The sequence below is a fragment of the Halobacillus sp. GSS1 genome, assembly GCF_017307035.1.
In the GTDB taxonomy this organism is placed as follows: Bacteria; Bacillota; Bacilli; order Bacillales; family Halobacillaceae; genus Halobacillus; species Halobacillus litoralis.
Genome location: NZ_JAFLHE010000002.1, coordinates 72,321 through 90,389, shown reverse-complemented (window position 1 = coordinate 90,389; position 18,069 = coordinate 72,321). Strand labels below are relative to the sequence as shown.

The 18,069-nt window shown below is 44.4% G+C and carries 19 protein-coding genes; 6 read left to right on the top strand and 13 right to left on the bottom strand.

Features of this window, described 5'->3' with window-relative positions:
* Window positions 1-71 precede the first annotated feature (71 nt).
* From J0K78_RS06880 to J0K78_RS06865, 4 genes are read left to right on the top strand one after another with little or no spacing between them, the layout of a single operon-like run.
* Window positions 72-1,307: a Zn-dependent hydrolase gene (locus J0K78_RS06880; RefSeq protein ID WP_206945997.1), complete on the top strand. Its 1,236-nt coding sequence runs from the start codon at window positions 72-74 to the stop codon at window positions 1,305-1,307.
* 15 nt (window positions 1,308-1,322) lie between these two features.
* Complete coding sequence (locus tag J0K78_RS06875) at window positions 1,323-2,933, top strand: amidohydrolase (protein WP_206945996.1); 1,611 nt, start codon at window positions 1,323-1,325, stop codon at window positions 2,931-2,933.
* Complete coding sequence (locus J0K78_RS06870) at window positions 2,930-3,151, top strand: DUF3311 domain-containing protein (RefSeq protein ID WP_160912162.1); 222 nt, start codon at window positions 2,930-2,932, stop codon at window positions 3,149-3,151. Before J0K78_RS06875 ends, J0K78_RS06870 begins: the two co-directional genes overlap by 4 nt.
* Entirely contained in the window at window positions 3,152-4,621 is a 1,470-nt protein-coding gene (locus J0K78_RS06865; RefSeq protein WP_206945995.1) for a sodium:solute symporter family protein, read from the top strand. It begins immediately after the preceding gene.
* Between the two features lie 92 nt (window positions 4,622-4,713).
* Here the strand turns inward: J0K78_RS06865 and J0K78_RS20025 are convergent, their stop codons facing one another.
* The 4 genes from J0K78_RS20025 to J0K78_RS06850 form a co-directional block, all read right to left on the bottom strand.
* Window positions 4,714-4,980 (bottom strand): hypothetical protein, encoded by a 267-nt coding sequence (locus J0K78_RS20025; protein ID WP_242517755.1) that lies wholly within the window; start codon window positions 4,978-4,980, stop codon window positions 4,714-4,716.
* A 7-nt stretch (window positions 4,981-4,987) separates the two neighbouring features.
* Complete coding sequence (locus J0K78_RS20020) at window positions 4,988-5,275, bottom strand: histidine phosphatase family protein (RefSeq protein ID WP_242517754.1); 288 nt, start codon at window positions 5,273-5,275, stop codon at window positions 4,988-4,990.
* 520 nt (window positions 5,276-5,795) lie between these two features.
* On the bottom strand, window positions 5,796-7,262 hold the full coding sequence (panF, locus tag J0K78_RS06855) for a sodium/pantothenate symporter (protein ID WP_206945994.1): 1,467 nt from the start codon (window positions 7,260-7,262) through the stop codon (window positions 5,796-5,798).
* Window positions 7,259-7,540, bottom strand: a complete 282-nt coding sequence (locus J0K78_RS06850) for a YhdT family protein (RefSeq protein WP_242517753.1) — start codon at window positions 7,538-7,540, stop codon at window positions 7,259-7,261. The genes panF and J0K78_RS06850 overlap by 4 nt, the downstream gene beginning before the upstream one ends.
* 776 nt (window positions 7,541-8,316) lie before the next feature.
* Between J0K78_RS06850 and J0K78_RS06845 the strand changes: the two genes are divergently transcribed.
* Window positions 8,317-8,619: a hypothetical protein gene (locus tag J0K78_RS06845; protein ID WP_206945993.1), complete on the top strand. Its 303-nt coding sequence runs from the start codon at window positions 8,317-8,319 to the stop codon at window positions 8,617-8,619.
* Window positions 8,620-8,812: 193 nt separating this feature from the next.
* Here the strand turns inward: J0K78_RS06845 and J0K78_RS06840 are convergent, their stop codons facing one another.
* The 8 genes from J0K78_RS06840 to J0K78_RS06805 form a co-directional block, all read right to left on the bottom strand.
* Window positions 8,813-9,340, bottom strand: a complete 528-nt coding sequence (locus J0K78_RS06840; protein WP_206945992.1) for a GNAT family N-acetyltransferase — start codon at window positions 9,338-9,340, stop codon at window positions 8,813-8,815.
* A 62-nt stretch (window positions 9,341-9,402) separates the two neighbouring features.
* Window positions 9,403-9,789: a VOC family protein gene (locus tag J0K78_RS06835; protein WP_206945991.1), complete on the bottom strand. Its 387-nt coding sequence runs from the start codon at window positions 9,787-9,789 to the stop codon at window positions 9,403-9,405.
* Complete coding sequence (locus J0K78_RS06830) at window positions 9,774-10,466, bottom strand: HAD family hydrolase (RefSeq protein ID WP_206945990.1); 693 nt, start codon at window positions 10,464-10,466, stop codon at window positions 9,774-9,776. The genes J0K78_RS06835 and J0K78_RS06830 overlap by 16 nt, the downstream gene beginning before the upstream one ends.
* Window positions 10,463-10,906, bottom strand: coding sequence for a GNAT family N-acetyltransferase (locus J0K78_RS06825; RefSeq protein WP_206945989.1), 444 nt, complete (start codon window positions 10,904-10,906; stop codon window positions 10,463-10,465). Before J0K78_RS06825 ends, J0K78_RS06830 begins: the two co-directional genes overlap by 4 nt.
* Window positions 10,907-10,909: 3 nt before the next feature.
* Complete coding sequence (locus tag J0K78_RS06820) at window positions 10,910-11,335, bottom strand: DUF1801 domain-containing protein (protein WP_206945988.1); 426 nt, start codon at window positions 11,333-11,335, stop codon at window positions 10,910-10,912.
* A 112-nt stretch (window positions 11,336-11,447) separates the two neighbouring features.
* Window positions 11,448-12,989, bottom strand: coding sequence for a methyl-accepting chemotaxis protein (locus tag J0K78_RS06815; RefSeq protein WP_206945987.1), 1,542 nt, complete (start codon window positions 12,987-12,989; stop codon window positions 11,448-11,450).
* 132 nt (window positions 12,990-13,121) lie between these two features.
* Window positions 13,122-14,264 (bottom strand): D-alanyl-D-alanine carboxypeptidase family protein, encoded by a 1,143-nt coding sequence (locus J0K78_RS06810; RefSeq protein WP_206945986.1) that lies wholly within the window; start codon window positions 14,262-14,264, stop codon window positions 13,122-13,124.
* Between the two features lie 317 nt (window positions 14,265-14,581).
* Window positions 14,582-15,745 carry an iron-containing alcohol dehydrogenase gene (locus J0K78_RS06805; RefSeq protein WP_206945985.1) on the bottom strand — a complete coding sequence of 388 codons (1,164 nt, stop codon included), beginning with the start codon at window positions 15,743-15,745 and terminating at the stop codon, window positions 14,582-14,584.
* 175 nt (window positions 15,746-15,920) lie between these two features.
* On the opposite strand from J0K78_RS06805, the gene J0K78_RS06800 reads away from it, so the two are divergent.
* Entirely contained in the window at window positions 15,921-16,730 is an 810-nt protein-coding gene (locus tag J0K78_RS06800; protein WP_206945984.1) for an alpha/beta fold hydrolase, read from the top strand.
* Window positions 16,731-17,128: 398 nt separating this feature from the next.
* Here J0K78_RS06800 and ilvA read toward each other — a convergent pair whose 3' ends face one another.
* Window positions 17,129-18,058 carry a threonine ammonia-lyase gene (gene ilvA, locus J0K78_RS06795; protein WP_370551086.1) on the bottom strand — a complete coding sequence of 310 codons (930 nt, stop codon included), beginning with the start codon at window positions 18,056-18,058 and terminating at the stop codon, window positions 17,129-17,131.
* Between the last annotated feature and the right edge of the window lie 11 nt (window positions 18,059-18,069).

Sequence of the window (18,069 nt, the reverse complement as noted above, 5' to 3'; positions counted from 1 at the left end):
TTTAACATTATGTCAATTGTCAGACAATTATGAACTTGATATAGTTAGTTAAAACAAGGAGGAGATCCAACTTGAAGATTAATCAAAAAAGATTTCAGGAACACATTGAAACCCTAGCCGAAATCGGAAAGATTGGAGAAACCGGGGTCTGTCGACTCGCACATTCAAAAGAAGACCGAGAAGCTGTCGATGTTGTCCGCGTTTGGATGGAAGAAGCCGGACTGGATACCCATATTGATGGATTTGGAAATTTAGTTGGTCGTATCGAAGGAAAAGAAAAAGACAAGCCGATCCTCATGTTAGGTTCGCACATCGACTCCCAGCCCTATGGTGGCCGCTTTGACGGAACGTTAGGTGCTCTAGGTGCCATTGAAGTTGTACATACGATGAAAGAAGAAGGCATCACCCCCAACCGCTCGATTGAAGTCATCTGTTTTGCAGACGAAGAAGGTTCCAGATTCAATAAAGGTGTCTTCGGTGTCCGCGGAATCATCGGTCAGCTCGAAGACGGTGAACTCGAGCGAAAAGACAAAAATGGCGTCACCCGGTTAGAAGCACTCAGAGAATTTGGTGTCGAGCCAGATTTGAGTCAAAGCCCCGTCTACAAACCCGGGGACATTGAAGCTTTTCTTGAACTTCATATTGAGCAGGGCCCTGTGCTCGAATCACAAAACAAACCTGTTGGGATCGTATCCGCCATCTCTGGTCCGATCTGGCTGACTGTGACGCTTGAAGGATTTGCTGGACACGCAGGATCAGTCCCGATGAATTTAAGACAGGATGCATTTTTAGGAGCCTCCATCATTACAAAAGAGTTTAATGAACTTGTCCGCAATGAAGGCACGCCGAATACAGTCGGTACCGTCGGCAGTGTCCAGACTTTCCCGAATTCCCGCAACATCATCCCTGAAAAAGTAGAGTTCACGATTGACCTTCGTGACATAGACTTGGATGCCCGCACAAAACTCGAGAAGAAACTCTACGAAATCATTGAACGTACGAGCAAAGAACTGAACCTTGAATACTCGATCAGTGAAGACACACGCAGTGATCCACGCTATTGCGCAGACTGGATCAAAGACATCATGAAAGCAGAAGACGAACAACTTGGTTACGGTTCCCCAACCTTGATGAGTGGACCTTTTCACGATGCCTTATTCATGTCCTACATCAGTGATTACGGAATGATTTTCGTACGATGTGAAAAAGGAATCAGCCACAACCCGCTGGAGTATGCCGAAATGGAGGATATGCAAAAAGGTGTGGAGATTCTTTATCATACAACCTTAAAAATTGCTCAGTCCTAGATGGAGGGAGAAGAAATGAAAGCAACCACAATATTCATCAACGGAGAAGTTATCCCCGGTGATCAGTCAGGCACCATTCATGAAGCCCTCGCTGTCAAAGGAGAGCGCATTCTCCAAGTTGGAAGGACCATCGACATCATGGAACGGTGCGATGCTCATACAGAGATCATTGATTTGAATGGGAAAAGCCTGCTTCCGGGATTCAATGATGCCCATGCCCACCTTGAGTTGTACGGTACCAATCAACTCGGGGTAAACCTGAAACAGGTGAATTCCATAGACTCCATCATTGAAAAACTTCAAACACGGGCAGAGGAAACACCTTCAGGAGAATGGATTCGCGGCTGGGGATACAATCAAAACAACCTGCTTGAGGATCGCCATCTGACCAAATGGGATTTGGACAAAGTGTCCACCTCCCATCCAATCATTGTTGTGCGGACCTGTGGTCATATTTCATGTGTAAACAGCAAAGCTCTGGAAATGGCAGATATCCATTTACAAACACCAAACCCCCCCGGTGGGACCTATCACAGGGATGGTGACGAGCTTACTGGACTATTATTAGAAGCCGCTCATATGAAAATGTTCCAGCTTGCTAATTATTCAGAAGAAGAGGTCATGCTCGGGCTCCAAATGGCCTCGGATCACTTTTTGCAAAATGGAATAACAAGTGTACATGATGCAGGTGGATATGGCACGAAACATATCCGTTATTTACAAAAGGCTGCTCAAGAAGGAAAGATCAGACAACGTGTATATGTCATGTATGGCTCCCTTTTTGATTCTCCATCCGTTGTCAAAGCCGGAGTCGAAAGCGGAATCATGACAGGACTCGGAGACGACACGTTTAAAATCGGTCCTGCAAAAGTTTTCATTGATGGAAGCAGCAGCGGTCCCACATGCAAAACCCGGGAGCCGTACACGAGTAACCCAAGTGATTCCGGCATTTTGTATATGGACCAAAATGAATTGGATCAACACCTCCTTCCAGCCCACAAAAAAGGGTGGCAGATTACCGCCCATGCCATGGGGGATGAAGCCGTACATATGCTGCTGACCACAATTGAGCGAGCGCTCAATCACAGGCCATCTAAGGATTACCGTCACAGACTTGAGCATGCAGGAATTACTCCTCCTGACCTTGTAGAAAGGATAAAAGCGACCCGCGCTGTCCCAATTCCAAACCCTGCATTTCTTTACGAGTTCGGGGATGGATATATCAACGATTATGGGGACAGAGTCCACTACTTTTTCCCTTTAAAAAGCTACGTAGAGCAGGATATCCCTTTTGCCATCGGTTCCGATAGTCCGATAACAACGGTGAATCCATTGACGGGTATTCACGCAGCCGTCAATCGGACAAGCAAAGGCGGTCATCCTGTTGGGCAGAACCAATCCATCACGGTTGAAGAAACGATCCGCGCTTATACATGGGCAGGGGCTTTTGCCAGTGGTGAAGAAGATTTGAAAGGAACCTTAGAACCAGACAAGTACGCAGATCTCGTTATTCTCGATCAATCCATTTTGCGTTGTCCCTCCCAGAAACTAAAGGACATCCAAGTAGAAATGACAATTTTAAACGGAGATATTGTATATGAAAAACAAAAGGAGGATGCCCATTGACTAAGCAAAAGTTTATTAAGATTTACTGTCTTTCTTTAGCCATCCCATTTTTACTTCTCGTCTTCCCGTTGTTCTCCATCGCCAACAGGGAAACCCCATTCATTATCGGTTTACCTTTTTCAGTATTCTGGGTCATTTTTTGGATCGTTGTCACATTCATCATCGTCTTATTCCTGTATAAAATCGACCCTGACAAAGACGAAAAGGAGGTCCATTAAATGGCACAATGGCAAATTGCAATGATCATGATGATCGGTTATCTCATCGTCGCTTTATTCATCGGCGTTTTAGCTGGCCGTAACCAGGATAAAAGTTCTCTTGAAGAGTTCACCACAGCGAAAGGGAACCTCGGTCTGTTCGTCATGTGGTTCCTCATGGGTGGAGCGGTCTTCAGTGCCTTCTCATTCCTTGGCGCACCAGGATGGGCCTTTTCTCGCGGTGCACCTGCGTTGTACATCATCACATATACCGCCTTCGCTATCTTACCTTGGTATATCATCGGCCCGAAAATCGGAGCCATCGGCCGCAAACATAACATCTATACGGTCGCCGGATTTTTACAGTTGCGCTACTCAAGCCGAGTAATCGCCATGATTATTGGAATCGTTGCGTTACTAGCCTCTATCCAGTACCTGGCCACACAAATGAAAGGGATGGCCTATATCTTCAACATCATGACTGAAGGACGAATTCCTTTTTGGCTTGGAGCATTGCTTTCTTATGGAATTGTCGTCGTTTACGTAGCTACAGGCGGGCTGCGTGCTGCTGCCTGGTCTGATGTATTTCAAGGAATTCTCATGATCGTCATCTCCTGGACAGTCGGACTAACGATCGTCAATCAGCTTCATGACAGTGTCCCGAACATGTTCCGGAATTTGACGCAGGACAATCCAGGGTTTCTGCAAATCGGTGCGGAAGGTTCTACGATGTCTACCATGGCTTACACAACCACGATTCTTGTATCGACCATCGGTTTTCTCATGTGGCCGCACTTGTTTTCAAAATCCTACGCTACCAAAGCGCGGACGATTAAAAAAACCGTGCTCGTCTATCCTATGTTCGCCTTGTTTTTAATTCCGCTCCTGTTTGTCGGGTTCTCTGCCGTTAACGTCATCCAATCCGATCAAATCGGTTCACCGGATGAAATTCTGCCCTACCTGATTACAACGGTTCTCACATTGCCGGGCTGGGTGTATGGCCTTGTCGGTGCTGGTGCGCTTGCTGCTGCTATGAGTACCGCGGATGCCATCACGCACAGTGCTTCCCTTGAGTTCACAGATGGTTTGATCCGCAACGTAAAAAGAGACCTTTCATCAAAAACGACGCTTTTAATTATGAGAATCGGCGTCTTCGTCATCGGAGGTCTTGCCTATTTCATTACTGTGTTTGGTGGGCAGGGATTGATTGCCCTCCTACTTGGAGCCTACGGATCAATCGTCCAATTCGCCCCAGGTGTATATGGTGCTTTGTATTCAAAAAAAATCACGGCACCTGCTGTCATTACCGGGTTAATATCGGGGACTGTCGTCAACTACTACTTCCAGCTTGTCGCGGACTCCCCACCATTGGATATTAATCCAGGTATCCTTGGCTTGATCGTTAACGTTGGACTAGTCGTTCTGATCAGTGCTTTTTCTCAAGGAAAAGAGATGCCAATGGCAGAGGAATATAGAAAAATAGGTTCATAATAAAAAGGACTCAGAGCTTAATAAGCTCTGAGTCTTCTCTTATAAATAAAGAATTGGCTGACGAATACAAAGAGAAAAGCCGGTCTTATTTATTACACGTTCATCCTTATCCAGCCCGCCTCTTTCGGAAAGTCTTCACGTGTCAATGTTCTTCTTTCCATCCATTGCCTGTAAGCTGTCATTGTACCATCATGTGTAACCACAAAAACACGGTCTTTCTCTAGCTGCTTACACCAATGAATCAATTCAGAAGCAACATCCACAAATTCCTTTTCAGCGATTTCATTGATCCCCTCCGCCCATCGCTTTCCACCTAAATGGAAGTCCGGAAATTCCTCAGCCACCCAGTCTTTAGTCAAAATCTGATCACAGGGTAAAGTCTTCCACTCTTTTTTTTTGCGGGAACATACGTGGGCCTACAGCAGGATTCACCATCACCCTGCATGGAATATCTGCACTCCAATGAGCAGCTGTTTGCAGAGTCCTCACTGTCGGACTGACGATGAGGAAATCTTCAGAAACCAGCGGCCACGTTTCCTGCAACTTTCTCGCCTGGTTCTCTCCACGAATAGTCAATTCCGGGTGCAGGTTATGTAATCGATCAGGTTTTTCAGTATGTTCCCCTTCCCCGTGGCGTACGAATACTAGTTCCATCATTGGCCTCCTTTTTATACTTTCTACCCATTTCCCTTACATAACCAAGAATATTATGTACGAAGACATACACAAAAACACACCCTATGATAAAAGCTGAAACCCATAGCCCCTCTCTCATTTCCAGCGAGGAAGTGAATACCACGATTCCGCTTAACACCAAACCCATGAACATATAATAGGAAAAGATTTGCCACCATCTTCGCTTACGCCGTACACGTTCGATAAATATAGACAGGGGGATTCCTAATAAAAAGTAAACGAGGAGAGTGTATAAAAAAATAAGAGTTGAAACATCAAGATCTCCTACAGATAGTACGTTCAACGCGATGGCTACGATGGTGGACGAAAAAAAAGCAGCTAAAATCCCTGTATATATGTTCTTCATACATAAACCTCCATCCTGAACTTTTGAACCTTAGATGTTATTTCCCGTGCAATATTTATACAAACCGTATCACAGTCTTTGCATTGTTTTCCATCAAAAAGAGGATGGAGCAATCTTCATCCTCTTCCCTATTTAAGCACTCCACATTTTTTGGAACACACGTTCCTGGATTTCCTCATGCCGTTTCCTCGTCAATAAGCTAAACAGAACATAAGCAAGCAGACTTAAAAGTACGGGCAGGACCACTGTATGCATCCCAAACGCTTGCGGCATAAAGCTGTGAAATAGAATATAGCTTCCCACCCCGGTCAAAATAGAAGCAATGGCTCCACTGGCATTTCCTTTTTTCCAATATAACCCCATGATGACAGGCCAGATGAAAGCTGCTTCCAGCCCACCAAAAGCAAATAAATTTAACCAAATTAGTAAATCCGGCGGCTGAATCGCCATGGCAAATACGAGAATTCCTATGACAGCAGTGACGGAAATACTCAGTCGTTTCACCTTCTTCGCACTTGCTTCAGGATTCACATAATTCATATACACATCTTTCACCACCGCTGAACTAACAAGCAGGAGCAGTGAATCGACGGTCGACATGATCGCAGCCATCGGGGCTGCAAGAACAATGCCTGCCAGCCACGCCGGGAGCACCTCCATTGCAATCCGCGGCATCACCGTGTCACCGACTTCAATTCCTGGTAGGATAGACCTTGCGAAAACCCCGGTCAAGTGCATGCCCAGCATGATCACACCAACAACCACAGTTCCAATAATTAACGCGCGGTGCATCCCTCGTGAACTTTTATAACTCATGGCACGGACGGCAACTTGCGGCAGACCGACGACACCAACCCCGACAAGAATCCAGAAAGACGATACATAAGCCGGCGTAAGGGAACGATCCGCACCGTATGGTGAAATTAAATCCGGGTTTTCTGCAGCAAGATCAGAGATAATATTTCCAATCCCGCCTCCTGCGAGAATCGTACCAATCAGGATGATCATCGTACCAAAAAACATGATGACTCCCTGCACAGTATCCGTAATCGCTACAGCACGAAACCCGCCGATAATGACGTACACAAGCACGGAAACGGCGAAAATGAACAAAGCAGCCGTGTAGGAAAGCCCTGTAAAGGATTCAATCAGGCGGGCACCTCCGACCCACTGCGCCGCCATTGCGGAGAACAAGAAAATAATAATACTTGCTGCTGATAGGATGACCACCCATTTACTCTGGTAGCGTTCCTTTAAGAAGTCCACAAGTGTGACGGCACGTATTTTCCTTGCCATAATGGCAAACTTCTTTCCAAGGACAGACAGCACGAAATAGCCCGTCGCAAGCTGTGTCATGGAAAGCAGAACCCAGCCAAGACCGACTGTGTAAGCGACTCCGGGACCACCGACAAAACTGCTGGCACTTCCATAGGTGGCAACCATCGTCATCGCTAATATGAACCCACCAAGCTGGCGGCTTCCTAAAAAATATTCCTGTAGAAAATCTGCACTGGACTTTAAGTATTTCGAAGCATAAAAGCCAATAAAAAAGATGATGACTAAAAATAGTAACAGTGGTATGACTACACCCCAGTTCATTCTTCCTCCTCCTCATCCAGCTGAACTTCTTTGAATAAAAATTTGACTGCGAGAATGACGAGAAGGAAGATCAGGACCGTGACGGCAATACAACTATAAAAAAACCAGGCGGGAAAGCCGATGATGTAGTCATACTCCTCCACAGGACCCGAGCCGAGGCCATAAGCAAAGCCATACCAAAGAACGAAGTTCACCACAACCAGAGTAACTCCAATCAATGCCTCTTTGTTCGCAATTTTATACCGCGGATCTTCCATCCGCTTATCTTGATGATTCATAAAATATTCCCCCTTGCCTAACCGAACGTCTACCTATTCCTGTATTTCTTCATTGATGCATTCATGTTTTCTTCTTTTCCAAGCTTACCGAAAAATCACTGGTCTGTCTGCACCCTTTTTTCATAAAAACGTGCTACTCCACCCATTTCAAACATAAAGTATGAATGTTCCATTTTTAAAGATAAGCTCCCTTTAGTTGAAGACTCAGTTTCGAGACTTTTGTTGGGTGGATGGGGCTGCGGGGAATAGCTCGCTTTCCGCGGGAGCGCGGTGAGCCTCCTCGGACTGCGTCCTGCGGGGTCTCACCAAGCACTTTTATCCCGCAGGAGTCTCGCCATTCCCCTCCGCCCACTTGCCGAAAGAAACTCTCGAAACTACCTTTCAGCAATAGGAGCTTTTATGGTTGAGAATCCTATATCAACGTGGTTTAAGCAGGATTTATAACAGTTTTAGGCAGGTAATATAAGAGGGATTTCGAGAACCTCATATGGCAAAGGGGCGTAGGGAAACGGTGAGACTCCTGTGGGAAGTGCGTGGTAGATGAGACCCCGCAGAGCTTTAGCTCGAGGAGGCTCATCACTCGCCCACGGAAAGCGAACCTTTTCCCGGAGCCCCTAAATCCACACAAACATCTCGAAATCAAGTCTTCCACAATCCTGCCATATACTTTAATAAGTAATAAACATGTCTATTTTTATTTAGGAAAACTTTTGCTTGCTTTACTGTCTGCATCATGTAAAATGGATATATTCATAGATACAAAGGGAGTGCGTGGAATGAAGAGACACTCGGCCTTGTTCATAGTCATTTTGCTTCTTAGTTTCTCTTTGCCGTTCACATACGGTGAACACCACAGCGGCTATTTCAAAGGCGACGTCCAGGAAAGCACTCTACTTGAAACACCGTCCTCAAACGATGATCCAACGGACAAAACATTTGTCCTGCCAGCTTTATTTGGTCTCCTTTTGATTGTACATTTGTGTACCAAAGTCGCATCAACATTCGTGAGGACTTTTCGCAAGTTATTTTTTCTGAATCCGGTATTCTATCAATCCAATTATGTGATCCAATACCTTTGATGTTGTCCAAATAAGCCAACACTCAAAGGAGGTTTCACCTATGTTATGGTTCAGAATGATTATGATCGGTATGTTCTCCTTAACAGCAATGTCCTTGTTATCCTACCAGGGAACAGAGATCTACCATGCTTTCCTAGAATTCTTCAGCAAAAAATAATTTTAAACCCATACACCTTTCAGGCGTATGGGTTTTTTATAGGGTGAATTCCAATTGAATATCTCTGGGTTCGCGATAATAAATAGCTGAGTTCAGTTCCTGAGCTGGTTGACATCCCATTTTCCGATAAAACTTCTGGGTTTCCAGAGAGGGATGGGCGCCAATATACAGTTTCTCCGCCCCCAATGCTTTAGCAGCCGAGCAAGCTTCCTTAAAGAGCCGTCTCCCTAGCCCGGTTCCCCTAAGCTCCCTGCTCACATGTATGTAGGAAAGTTCCCGGTATATGGACATTTCTCCAAATGGATCCGCCTCAATAACAGCAAACCCATAGACATTGTGTTCCTTCATTGCTGCTACAACAGCTCCTCCACTTTTTATCACCATCCTGATGTGGTGGATGATCCTCTGTTTGTCTTCTTCGCTCCAATGCTCTTCAAATGAATCCGATTTTTCGTTAAACCTGCCCGATTGTAACACCCATACACGGTCCGTTTTTTGATAACGGTCAAAAGAATCAAGCATGTGAATGTGAACGTCACCCTTTTTCAATAGAATAATGTTCATTTCCTCTCCCACCCAATCCCGACTTCAAAAAGGAGCCCCGTAATGGCAGCCCCCTTTTTTGCTTATTTGTAAAGAAGATTCAATCGCTCTTCCTCTTCTTTCTTGTCATGATACTCATAAAAACCTACTCCGTTACCCCAAGGATCTTCAAAAGTCCCCCATTTAACAGGTACCTCTTCACGTGAATGGACCTCAAAACGGGGAATGTTCAATTCCTGAACCAAAAGGTCTCTTGTCGCCTCAAGATCTGTAACACCTATTCGAAAAGGCCCACTATTCTTTGAGGGTGTGCCCTCCGCCAATTGCAGCCAGAATCCAGGGATGACCTCCCATTCAACGAAACCTTCATGAGGGATGAAATCAGGCTTTTTTCCTAGCAGTTTCTCATACCATTGCTGTCCTTCTAAAAGATCAGGGACACGAATTTGGTTGGTTACTTCAAAAAGCACGAGCGTTCCTCCTTAGTATTCATTTTTTGTAAAAGTGCTGGGAGTTCAGTCAAATGAGGAATGGAATGGAAGCCCCATGATTCTTCCTCTTTCCTATCCTTTTTCCAAACGGCTGTCATCCCCACTTTTTCTGCGGCCTGGACATCGTTTTCCAAATGATCACCCACATATACACACGCTTCAGGTGGCATCTTCATCCGTTCCATCGCTCGTTCAAATATCATGGGATCTGGCTTTTTCACACCTTCCAGTTCTGAGATGAGGATGGTTTCGAAAAAAGATTGTATGCCCAAAGCCTTGATGTTGTCCATTTGGAAGCGCCCTTTTCCATTTGTAATGAGCCCCAGGCGAAAGTGGTTTGCGATTAACTCCAGCAATACTTCCTGCAGTCCTTGAAAAGCAATACAATGTTGATTGAAAGACGCGTGATAATCCTGATAGAGTTCTTCTACTGTTTCCTTGTCGAACTCGAATTCTTGTGCAAGTTGTTGATAAACGTAATCCTTACCCTTGTACCCTTGTTCATCCAATGCTATGAATCTTGAGACGAAAGTTTTTCTGGGTACAAACTTGAGAGACTTCTTATAACGGAGGTATTGATGAGTAATAAATTGTTCAACAGAAGCATCGCGATCCAAAAGCGTCCGGTCCAAGTCGAAAATGACGGCCTTGATCATAGACGATGTCCTTCTTCTCTCGCTTTACGATAGCCGTAAAAGGAACAGTTCTCTCCTACCTGAAAACCACAAGACTCATAGAAGGAGAAATTCTCTTTCGACGTATGTGCAAACCAATCCCCATGCGGCAGTTTTTCCATACATAGAGAAATGAGTTTATGAGCTAGTCCTTTTCCACGGTATGGTTTCGAAACAATCAAGTCCATTATTGTCGCCATCATGACCTTATCAGAAACGACTCGAACCATTCCTACCATTTCTTCCTGATCCCAAACCGTAAACGCCCATGTCGAGTTCTCAAAGATGAGAGAAAATTTTTCTTCCTGCCACGAAGGACCTCCCTGTGACCAGCCGACCTCTTCAAACAGCTTTTTCACACGTTTGGCAGGCAATCCACTTGTGCCTTCTCGAATCGTTAATCCATGGAAGTATTGATACATTAATTATTCCTCCGGATACATTCGCTGCAAGAAGGTCACAGATTGAATGATCAGTTTCTTTAAAACCTCTTCATCAATGTCATCCACCTTGTTAATGTACACACACGCTTTACCACTCTTGTGTTTTCCGAACTTTTCAAGAAGCTCTTCACGTTCTGGATCACCTGTTGCAAAATAAAGACTGATTTTCGCTTTCCTAGGAGAAAAGCCTACCAGAGGGGCATCTCCTTCATGTCCCGTTTTATATTTATAATGATAAGAACCGAAGCCAATGATGGAAGATCCCCACATTTTGGCTTCATACCCCGTCGTTTCAGTGAAAACATCCAATAACCGGTAGGCATCTTCCCGCTTTTTTGAATGATCCACTTCTTCAATGAATGACATCACACTTCGCTCATTCTGCTTTGTCTTTTGTTCATAAGCCATTTCTCCCACCCCTTTCCCCATGTTCTATACTAGTTCCACCATCTGCCCTTTATCTCCTGTTAAAAAACAAAAGAAAAAAAGAGGCCCCTGCAACGGAACCTCCTTTCACTCATCAGCTGACAACTTTCAAATTCGGTTTTCCACCATCTTGCTTTCCACCCATAACTTTTGTAATATGCTGGACGTCCTGAACCATCTTTTTCATTTTCCTTGTTTCTGAGGCCATTTTGTCAACACGCTCCAGCTGCTGTTTGGAGAGACGCAAAATGTTTTGATTTTGACCTTTCCCTTCTTTTGTAAACTGCAGCAAACTTTCAAAAGAATGGGAGAATAGATCGACCGTTGACAAAAGCTGTTGACTGGATGCACTAATTTCATCTGTCTGCTTTTCAACCTCTTCTGACTGCCCAAGGATCCCCTTGAAATTTCCTTCCATATTCATCACATGGGCAAGGCTCGTTTCCATTTTTCTTCTTCCATCACTCGCATGAATACTCGCTTTCGTTACATGCTCACCAATCGCATCAACAATCGAGAAGATGCGTTCCGTTGCATGACCAGACTGTTCCGCAAGCTTCTGTACTTCTTGTGCAACAACGCTGAAGCCTTTTCCATGTTCACCCGCCCTGGCTGCTTCAATAGAAGCATTCAAGGCCAGCAATTTAGTATGGTCCGTGATCGAGGCGATTTCCTTTGTCAGTTCACTGATGTGATTCGAGTAGGTTTGTAAGGCTTGGATGTTATCACTCGTTTCCGTGAAGCTGTTCTCTGTAGAATGAAGGTGCGTCGAAATTTCTGCAAGAGAGGCCTTTCCCTCCTGGGTTGCTGCTGACGTCTTTTTCGCCTGACCGGATACAACCTCAATACTTCTTGTAATCTGTTCCACAGCGGCTTGTATATCCGATAAATTCAGAGCGCGGTTCTCTGCCTCATCGACTTGTTCCTCAGCGTTCTGACTCCGTCTTTGCAACAAATCTTCCATCTCATTAAACGATCGTGAGGATTGGTGTGAAGTTCGATTCATAACATCTGTTGCATTTTTCAACGACTTCCCGACCGACTGCAATTGATGAAGAAGCTGATCAGCTTCTGCTTGTTTTTTCTGAGAAAGTTCGGTTAACTCTTTTACATGTGTGTTCTTCTGGAGAATTTGATAGGAGGTTCCGGCACTCGTTAAAATTAAATAAACCGCATGAAGAGAGAACATGAACCATGAATAATTTTCAGTTCCATAAAAGAAATCCATCCCCCAAAACATGGTCACAAAATGAAAGAGTGCAAAAAGGAGCGTCATCATCGCTATAATTTCTGTCCGATCATAAAAAGCAATCAATGCAACCACAAGAAAGATAGAAAAATGATAGACAACCATGCCTTCACCATTCGTAATCATCCCTATGCTAATGAACGTGAATAAGAGGCTCATGAACCACGGGATTGCTGCGTGGTTCCGTTTTTTCAGATAGATGAAGAATGTCATGCAATATAAAAGAAATGGCACAGCCAGGTATGTATATAAAAAAGGAGTATAAGCCTTAAAATCATCCATACTCCAGTTCAGTTGCAAATTTCTGTGAGTCAGATGAATGACCACCATCAACAATAAGCCAACAGCTCCAAACATGAGCATCGTTCGATTCTTTTTTTCTTCCATACTAACCACCCTCAAATGATAAGACTTTGGATTACATGCGCCAATATAGATAAAACTTTGAATTCAAAGCTTTTCCCGCTCTAATATATATCCCTTGTCAAAAAAAATAAACCTCCTAAATGTGGAGGTTTATCATGATCCATGAAGTTCTTCATAAATTTCAGTCACCCAAAAGTGACGCGGAAAAATGAATAAAGTCCAATAATCCTGCCATCCCGGTGTTTCGAGCTCTTGTTTCTCCGCAGGAGGTGTGGGTTTTTCCTTTACCTTTTCCATCTGAGATGAATAGATCTCATCACCATCTGAATCGGTAACGGAGAGCATTCCTGACTCATCTATTTCCGCCTGAACAGTCTTTCCTTTTTGATGGGTGTAAGAAATCTCCTCAGGCAGTTGATAGTCTTCTTTTACACCCGGAAATTTTTCCTCAGGTTTTAAAGTAGACGTTTGATAGTGTTCAAATCCATAGTCCAGCAGTTTCTTCGTATCTTCATAGGACAAATCCTTCGTGCGGCTTTTCATAGTGATCACAATCAAATCCATATGATCCCTGCTCGCACTCGTAGCCAACGTGAAACCAGATTGAGGAACATATCCTGTCTTCCCACCAGTCACACCCTCATATGGATCTTCCCTCATTAAACGGTGATGCGTGTATAGCGTGGCATCCCACTTCTCTCCATCCCAATCCAAAGTCTCTAACCCATAAATCTCATTGAATGTCTCATTTTTTTGGGCATATTTTGTGATTTCAGCCAGATCTTCCGCTGTCGTCCTATGTTCTGCGTTGAACAAACCGTGTGGGTTCTTGAAATCCGTCTGCTCCACACCGGCTTTTTCTTCAAGATAAGCATTCAAGTCTATAGAGAACTGTTCGACACTCCCGCTCAAATGCTCGGCAATCGCAACACCAGCATCATTTCCAGAGTTTAAAAGCAGCCCCTGGATAAGCTCCTTCAATGTTGCCTGGTCGCCCTCTTCAAGAAAAACACTGGAACCTCCTGTTTCATAAGCCTTTTCACTAACCGTCACTGTATCGTTGAGGTCCCCATTTTCAATGGCATAAATGGCTGTGGCAATCTTTGTTAAACTGGCCGGGTACATGCTCGCCTCTGCATTCTTTTCATATAAAACTTTTCCAGTATTCGCTTCAAGAACCATGGCCGCTTCACTATTAATGGATGGACGATCCGGTTTAGACTCCGCCATCGTTATGTTTGGATTTATACTAAATGTGGTATATAATGCTGCAATGATTACTATAAGTTTCTTCATTATAATGATGACTCCCCATACACAGTTATTGATTTCCTTAAATCCGCTCTGATTTTAACCATGTATCAGTATAAACATAATTGTCGCAATTTGAAGAAAACACACGGATTTTTAAATAAATTGTAATCCCTCTGTAAACTACTTGGCTATTTCCTGAAAATTTTCCAACAGTTGTTTCTTCAAGGGTGTGAAAATCATCCTCCGTATCGTGGTGTTTGTGATCTATGAAGCCCCGCTCGGTCCACACAGAAATCCTGAAATGATTCTTCCATCAATAAAAAAATGGAGGGGCTCTATCTGAGCCCCTCCATTTATGATTAAAGTGAGCGTTGCAGAATATCTACAACTGTTTCACGGTTCATTTCTTTGTACGTCCCGACCCCTGGTTTGATAAATGTTTTTTCAACAATATCATCAAAAGCTTCATCATTGATGTCATAGTCCTGAAGAGAGCTAGGTGCTCCAAGGGAATTCCAAAAGTGGCGTAGTGCCTTCGCCCCTTCTCGCGCAACCTCTACATCTGTCTTGCCTTCAGGATCAATGTCGAAAACATTGGTTGCCAGCTGTTTCACTCGGCTTGGATCATCTTCCAATACATGCTCAAGCCAGTTCGGGAACAGAATGGCAAGCCCTCCGCCATGAGGAATATCATAAATGGCGGATACAGCGTGTTCGATACGATGTGTAGCCCAATCCCCACCATCTGTGCCATTCATCAAAGTTCCATTAAATGCAGTTGTACTTAAGTACATCATCGTTTCACGGTGTTCATAGGAATGAAGGTCAGCGATCAACTTCGGTCCGGTTTGAATCGCCGTTCGCAAAAGAGACTCAATGAAACCATCAATCATTGGTGTGTTTGCAGTCCGATGGAAGTAGTGCTCCAAAGCATGGGACATGCTGTCGACAATTCCGTAAACGGTCTGGTTTTCAGGTACAGAGAAGGTGTATGTCGGATCAAGGATTGAAAATGTCGGGTACACATGAGGTGACCCCCACCCGAGTTTGTTTTTCGTTTCCCAGTTCGTAATGACAGAAACAGCATTCATTTCAGACCCTGTAGCTGCAAGGGTCAAAACAGTACCAATCGGCAGGGCTTTTTCAATAGGAGCCTCCTGTGTGATTAACTTCCATGCATCCACGTCACTTGCTGCCCCTGCAGCAATAGCTTTTGTACAATCGATGACGCTTCCACCACCAACAGCAAGCAAAAAGTCGATGCCTTCGTTTTTACAGATATCAACACCTTTTCGCACTGTTGTCAGTCGTGGGTTCGGCTCAACGCCCGATAGTTCATAAACAACAGCCTCAAGCTTCTCCATCTGTTTCATCACATCATCGTACACACCATTCCGCTTAATACTGCCACCACCATAAACAACAAGAACCTTTGCTCTTTGACCTATCTCATTAGAAATTTGATTGAGTTGCCCCTCGCCAAAGTAAAGTTTGGTAGGATTATATTGTAAAAAATTATTCATCGTTTCACCTCATCTATTTTTATAGCTTATCTATTGTATCATTCCATAATAAAAGCAGATATCGATGAATTTTGATGGTACTTATCTAAATTTTTGATGACCTCCCATGGTGCTGTTTTAAATGGAGGAAACGGGGAATATTCTTCGTAACATAAAAAAAGGAGTTTTTATACAAATGTCACTCTATATCGAAGTAGATCATGACCGACATATCGACGTATTCGTAGAAGATATCGGAGAAGGCCAGCCAATCGTATTCCTCCACGGCTGGCCACTCAACCATCAAATGTTCGAATATCAGATGAACGAACTACCTCAAAAAGGCTACCGCTTCATCGGCATCGACCTTAGGGGCTTTGGTAAATCAGATAAGCCTGCTTTTGGTTATGATTACGATACACTTGCCCACGATGTAAAGACCGTTGTAGAATACCTGCAACTGGAAAACTTCTATTTAACCGGCTTTTCTATGGGCGGTCCGATTGCCATACGCTACGCTACTAAATTTGCAAACAAGGAATTTGCACAGTTGATTCTTGCAGGCCCGGCTGCTCCGAGCTTCACTCAAAGAGAAGGTTATTCCTACGGCATGAAGAAAGATGAAGTGGACGGTTTAATCGAAGCGCTGCAAAACGACCGGCCAGCTGCATTGAAAGACTTCGGCGAAGGTTTCTACCATTCTGATATCTCGAAACCTTTCGGAGAATGGTTCCACAGTCTTGGTCTTGAGGCATCGGCACACGCTACTCTCACATGTGCAGAGTCTTTAAGAGATGAAGACTTGCGAAAAGAAGTAAGTCAAATCCAAGTCCCTACTCTCTTGCTTCACGGCAAACATGATGAAATCTGTGATTATGCATTTTCCGAAATACTGAATGATAAGATTCCGAACAGTACACTCGTTCCTTTTGAGAACAGTGGACATGGAATGGTTTATGATGAAAAAGAAAAATTCAATCAAACGCTGCTTGATTTGTTGAAATAAAAGAAAAGGAGAGCCAAATTCTCGTGTTGGCTCTCCTTTTCTTTTTTACTCTTGCCATAATTTTTTTCAAAAACATCAACCCGTCTCTACTAATCTCCTTATTAGTCTATATCGCTCTATCTCCTTAATATGGGAAGGAATGAAAACTCAGAAGTTGATAATAAATGTCCTAAAGCCGCTAATAAAAGTTTTAAAGTCGCTAATATGTTTCCAGCTTTATATTGATGATACCGATAAATGGACAAAAGCCACTGATAAATCCTCATAAGAGGGCGGCAACCCTACACTCTCATACCAACTTTCTCATCCCCTTAATGATCCAGCCCTATTCCTTGTTTAACTATTACGCCACAACAAAAAAGCCAGGAAGAGCACAAACACTCTTCCTGGCTGCCATCTTAAGCGATGACCACTTTCTTCGGATTGGCTAGCTTCTGGATCAGCGGCAATCGGGATAGATCCATGTTTCCTCCACTCAAGACAACTCCGCATTGCTGTTGTTCAAACGTGTCACACGTACTAAGAAGGCCGGCAAGCGCTGTTGCACCCGCACCCTCGACCAGCGTTTTTTCACGTTCGAGCAGCATCAGCATAGCTTTTGCGATTTCATGTTCTTCCACTGTAATCACTTGATCCACGTACTTTTGGATACACGTGTAGGTGAGTCTTCCTCTTTCCTTCACAGCGATTCCGTCAGCAATCGTAGAGACAGATGTGAGTTTTTCAGGTCCTTTTTTGTACAAAGCATTATACATCGACGGCGCTTTCGCTGATTGGACGCCGATAACTTTGATATCCGGCTTCAGCTGTTTGGCTGCAAAGGCAATGCCTGCGATCAGCCCGCCTCCCCCGATCGGAACGAATAGACGGTTTAGATCCGGCTGCTGCTGCAGCATTTCAACAGCGACTGTCGCTTGTCCTGCCATGACATCATAGTCGTCGAACGGATGAAGAAAAGTCGCCCCCGTTCTTTCCTGCTCAAGCAAAGCCGCCTGGTAAGCTTCCTGGAAGGATTCTCCGGTAAGGACGACTTTCGCTCCATACCCTTGCGTCGCTTCCACTTTCGCTCTCGGTGTTCCCTCCGGCATGAAAATCTGCGCCTGGATGCCCCGCTTGGCTGCAGCTAGAGCAACGCCTTGAGCATGATTCCCAGCAGATGCTGCGATGACACCTCGGGACGCTTCGACTTCTGTTAGACAGGCAACCTTATAGGACGCCCCCCTTACTTTGAAAGCACCTGTTTTTTGCTGATTCTCCATCTTCAAGTAGACGTGCTGCCCGGTTTTCTCATTGAAGGTTGTTGATGTTTGCAGCGGGGTGCGGTGCACCACCTCCTGCA